General features: G+C 45.4%; 1 protein-coding gene. It reads right to left on the bottom strand.

Annotated elements, in window-relative coordinates; all coding sequences use genetic code 11:
* Nucleotides 1-160 (bottom strand): carbamoyl-phosphate synthase domain-containing protein (locus B4K11_RS03420; protein WP_292959236.1); only part of this gene is annotated, 160 nt, incomplete at its 3' end.
* Between the last annotated feature and the right edge of the window lie 113 nt (nucleotides 161-273).

Raw genomic sequence — 273 nt, 5'->3', positions numbered from 1 at the left:
TTACTATCTGACGGCAGTAAGATGGATCTGTCAGAATCTCCTGATAACCCGTCATAGAGGTGTTAAATACAACCTCGCCGCTAGACTTCCCGTCTGCGCCAATGGCTACGCCCTTGAAAATACTTCCGTCCTCAAGAGCAAGAATGGCTGGTCTCGCCAATTGAACCTCCCCGCAAAATGCGCAACAACAAAATCAGAAACGATACGTGCAAAAAAGCGAGGCAAACCGAAATTCAGCCTCGCTTACTTGTTAAGAAATCTGTAAAAAAGTTT

Source organism: Neptuniibacter sp. UBA6509, from assembly GCA_002435145.1.
Lineage (GTDB): Bacteria > Pseudomonadota > Gammaproteobacteria > Pseudomonadales > Balneatricaceae > Neptuniibacter.
Note: the sequence above shows the minus strand (reverse complement) of the source record. Positions and strands in the feature narration are given on the sequence as shown.